The sequence below is a fragment of the Salipiger sp. HF18 genome, from assembly GCF_011806505.1.
GTDB lineage: Bacteria > Pseudomonadota > Alphaproteobacteria > Rhodobacterales > Rhodobacteraceae > Salipiger > Salipiger thiooxidans.
Genome location: NZ_JAATOS010000421.1, coordinates 1 through 3430, shown reverse-complemented (window position 1 = coordinate 3430; position 3430 = coordinate 1). Strand labels below are relative to the sequence as shown.

Annotated in this window: 3 protein-coding genes; all 3 read right to left on the bottom strand. The window is 68.6% G+C overall.

Features of this window, described 5'->3' with window-relative positions; genetic code table 11:
- Positions 1-871, bottom strand: an 871-nt coding sequence (locus HC022_RS21680) for a chorismate-binding protein (protein WP_175583683.1), incomplete at its 3' end; no start/stop codon positions are given.
- A 5-nt stretch (positions 872-876) separates the two neighbouring features.
- A complete protein-coding gene (locus HC022_RS21675) occupies positions 877-2724 on the bottom strand; it encodes a peptidyl-prolyl cis-trans isomerase (RefSeq protein WP_167453795.1) in 1848 nt (615 codons plus the stop codon).
- Positions 2725-2760: 36 nt separating this feature from the next.
- Positions 2761-3430, bottom strand: a 670-nt coding sequence (locus HC022_RS21670; protein WP_167453794.1) for an aminotransferase class I/II-fold pyridoxal phosphate-dependent enzyme, incomplete at its 5' end; no start/stop codon positions are given.

The following is a 3430-nucleotide window of genomic DNA, read 5'->3' as shown; positions in this document are numbered from 1 at the left end:
AGCCGCCGAAGTTGAAGTAGAACATGAAGGGCGACGGGTTGGTCCGGCGCAGCGAGCGGTAGAGCGCGAAGGGAGGCAGCGGGAAGTCCTGCGTCCAGCGCTGCGCGGGCACCACCTGGAAGATGTCGCCCTTGCGGATGTAGTCCTTGGCCGTCTCGACCGCCGCCTTGTAGCTCTCGCGGGTGAAGTTCGACACCGGCTCGCCGGCCTCGTGCGCCTCGCCCAGATCGCGGCTCGCCTGCGGCAGCGCGCGCTCCAGGTCGCGCACCGCATCCATCACGCGCTCGGCGGCGCGGGCATAGGCGGCGCGGGCCGAGACGCCGTCCTGCACCCATGCGGGCGCCACCACGGTGACCTCTCCCTTGACCCCGTCGAGCACCGCCACCACCGAGGGCCGCAGCATCAAGGCGTCCGGCAGGCCGAGAGGGTCGGGGTTGACGTCGGGCAGGCGCTCGACCAGCCGGATCATGTCATAGCCGAGATAGCCGAACAGCCCGGCGGAGGCCTGCGGCAGGTCCTCGGGCAGCTCGATGCGGCTTTCCTCGATCAGGGCCCGCAACGCGGTCAGCGGCTCGGTCTCCAGCGGCATGAAGGCGTCGGGATCGAACCGCGCCTGACGGTTGATCTGCGCGCTTTCGCCGTGACATTTCCAGACCACGTCCGGCTTCATCCCGATGATCGAGTAGCGACCGCGGACTTCGCCGCCGGTCACCGACTCGAGCATGAAGGCGTCCTTGGCGGCTCCGGTGAGCTTCAGCATCAGCGACACCGGCGTGTCGAGATCCGCCGCCAGTCGCGCATAGACCACCTGGTTCTTCCCCGCCTCGTAGGCCGGTGCGAAGGTCTCGAAGGAGGGGATGAGCGTGGCCATGGAACTTACCGGAGATTGCTGAGCACGGCATTCACCGCCGACTGGTCGACGTTGACGCCCGCACGGGACTGGATATCGGTGTTGAGCGCGCGGAAGATGTCGTTCGCGACGCTGTTGGCGGCCTGATCGCGAAGCTGATCGCCGACCTGCGTGACCTGAGGAGCGTCCATGTCCACCGGCGTCACGCCGTCGAGCCGGACCACCAGCGCGGCACCGTTGCCGGGCAGGGCGCGGGCCTCGCCGGGTTCCATGGTGAAGACGGCCTCGAGGATCGCCGCGGGCAGCCCCTCGATGGGCTGGTTGCGGGTGAGACCGCTTTCCTGCGTCGGGGACAGTCCGCTGTCCTCGAAGCTGCCGCCGCCGGAGATCGCTGTGGCGAGCTCTTCGGCCTGGGCGACCAGCGCCTCGGTGGCCTGATCCTGCTCCCAGAGCTGGGCAACCTCGTCGCGCACGTCCTCGAAGGGCGCGGGCGCGGGATCGCGCTGCTCGTCGAGACGCAGGGCGAAGACGCCGCCGTCGCCGAGATCGTCAATCGCAGGGTAGTCGCCGTCCTGCACCGCCTGCGCGGCCTCGCGGAAGGCCTCGTAGCCCGCGATGCCAGTGTCCGAGGTCTCGGACCATTCGATCTGGCCGAGCTCCATGTCGGTGTCCTGGCTCAGCTCCTCGAGTGTCGCGCCCCCGGCAAGCTCGTCGTCAAGATCCTGCGACATGCCCTCGATCACCCGGCGGGCGCGGTCGAGCACCAGCGCGTCGCGCAGGTCGGGCACGGCCTCCTCGAAGGGGGTGACCTGCTCGGCCAGCACGCCGTTCACGCGGAACAGCGCCGGCCCGAGGTTGGACGGTTCCGGCCCCACGACGGCACCGACCTCGGCGCCGAAGACCGCGTCGCCGGCCTCGCCGAGCGAGGCACGGGTCACGTCGCCCATGTCGGTGTCGATGATGGCAAGCCCACGCTCGGCCACGACGCCCTCGAAATCGGTCTCGCCGCTGGCGATGCGGTCGGCCGCGGCCTGCGCCTCGTCCTCGGAGCTGAACACCAGCCGTTCCACGAGGCGGCGCTCGGGCATGTTGAATTCGGCGTGGCGCTCTTCATAGGCGTCGCGCAGGGCCTGCTCGTCGACCTCGACCGTGTCCACGATCATGTCCGGCGTCAGCCAGGCATAGGTGATGACCTTGGTCTCGGGCAGGGTGAACTGGTCGATGTTCTCGTCGTACCAGGCCTGCAGCTCTTCGTCCGTGGGAACCGGCAGGCCTGTGGTCAGCGCGTCGCGGTCGAGCGTCGCCCAGGTGAAGTCGCGGGTCTCGCCGACCCAGCGCAGCAGCGTGTTGACATAGGTGTCGGGCAGGGTGGTTCCCGAGAGCACCGCCGCCTGCAGGATCGAGCGGGCGCTCTCCTGCCGCAGGCTGTCCTCGAACTCCGCTTCCTTGAGCCCGGCGTTCTGCAGAGCATAGGAATAGGCGCTGCGGTCGAAATTGCCGTCGGGGCCGTGGAAGGCCTGCACGTTGCGCAGATCTTCGGCGACGCGTTCGTCACCGACCGAGATGCCAAGCTGGCGGGTCTCTTCGTCGAGCGCGGCGTTGGTCACGACCTGCGCAAGCACCTGGTCGGTGAGGCCGAACTGCCGCGCCTGCTCGAGCGTCACCGGCTTTCCGGTCTGCGCCTCGACGGCGCGCATCTCGTTCTGCAGGGCGCGCGCGTAATCGGTCGTCTCGATGGTGGTGTCGCCAACCGACCCGATGCTGCCGGCGCCGCCGGTGAAATTCACCGTGCCGAACGCGCCGAAGCCCACGAACGAGGCGATGAGCACCCCCCAGACGATGTATTTCGTGATGCCACTCTTGCCGCGCGCCATGGCTGCCTCTTCCCCGCTATTGCTTGGGGCCCGTCTCTACGCCGCGCTGTCCGTGCCCGCAAGGGGCCAGTCCAGCTCGCAAAGCCGGTCGAACAGCGTCGTGATCCCTTGTGTGGCGAAATAGGCGCCGAGCCCCTTGAGCACCCATCCTTTGGCCGCGAGCCGCGGGAACTGCTCGGCGATGGCGCGGCCGCGTGCGAGGATCTCGTCGCGCTCGCCGGCCACCCATTGCGAGAGGTTCTCGAGCCCCCAGAGCGCCGCGACCTGGCCCAGTTGAGGGGCGCAGATGGCGACTGTGTCCTGAAACTTCTCGACCTCGGTCAGCAGCGCCGGCTTGGCGATGATCGCGCCGACGCGGTGCCCGGTGAGGCGATAGGCCTTGGAGAAGCTGTAGAGTTGGATCAGCGTGTCCTCGTGGCCCTCACGCTTGAGCAGGTCGTGCGGGGCGCCGGTGCGGCTGTCGAAATCCTTGTACGTCTCGTCGGCGATCAGCCATAGGCCTTTCTCGCGCGCCAGCTCGTAGAGCGCAGAGAGCGTCTCGGCGGGGTATTCCACGCCGCCGGGGTTGTTGGGCGTGACCAGAACGATGGCGCGGGTGCGCTCGGTGATCAGTGTGCGCGCGGTCTCTGCCTCGGGCAGGAGCCGGTCGTCGGTCGGCAGCGGGACGGTCCGGACGCCCTGCATGTCGAGCCACATTTTGTGATTG